General features: G+C 74.3%; 1 protein-coding gene. It reads left to right on the forward strand.

Annotated elements, in window-relative coordinates; translation table 11 throughout:
- Positions 1 to 65 precede the first annotated feature (65 nt).
- A partial coding sequence (locus tag D9V37_RS20335; protein ID WP_198412692.1) for a hypothetical protein occupies positions 66 to 257 on the forward strand: 192 nt, incomplete at its 3' end.

Here is a 257-nt window from a genome sequence, read left to right on the forward strand (position 1 = left end):
GCCATGGCCCGTATGGGTCGCGTGGGCAGCCCTGACCGTGGTCGCCGTTGGCCAGGCGGTGCGTGATGCCCCGCGTTGACGTGATCGACCCGCAGCTGGGCGCCGAGCTCGAGGCAGCTGGCCAGCGTCTGGCCGCCGCCGACGCCGAGCGCGCCGAGGCCATGGAGCAGGTCCGGCAGGTCGTGCAACGCGGCGACGACCAAGGCATCTCGGTCGCCGGCCTCGCGCGCAAGGTCGGCCTGTCCCGGGTCTCGGTG

The organism is Nocardioides mangrovicus (assembly GCF_003674065.1).
In the GTDB taxonomy this organism is placed as follows: Bacteria; Actinomycetota; Actinomycetes; order Propionibacteriales; family Nocardioidaceae; genus Marmoricola; species Marmoricola mangrovicus.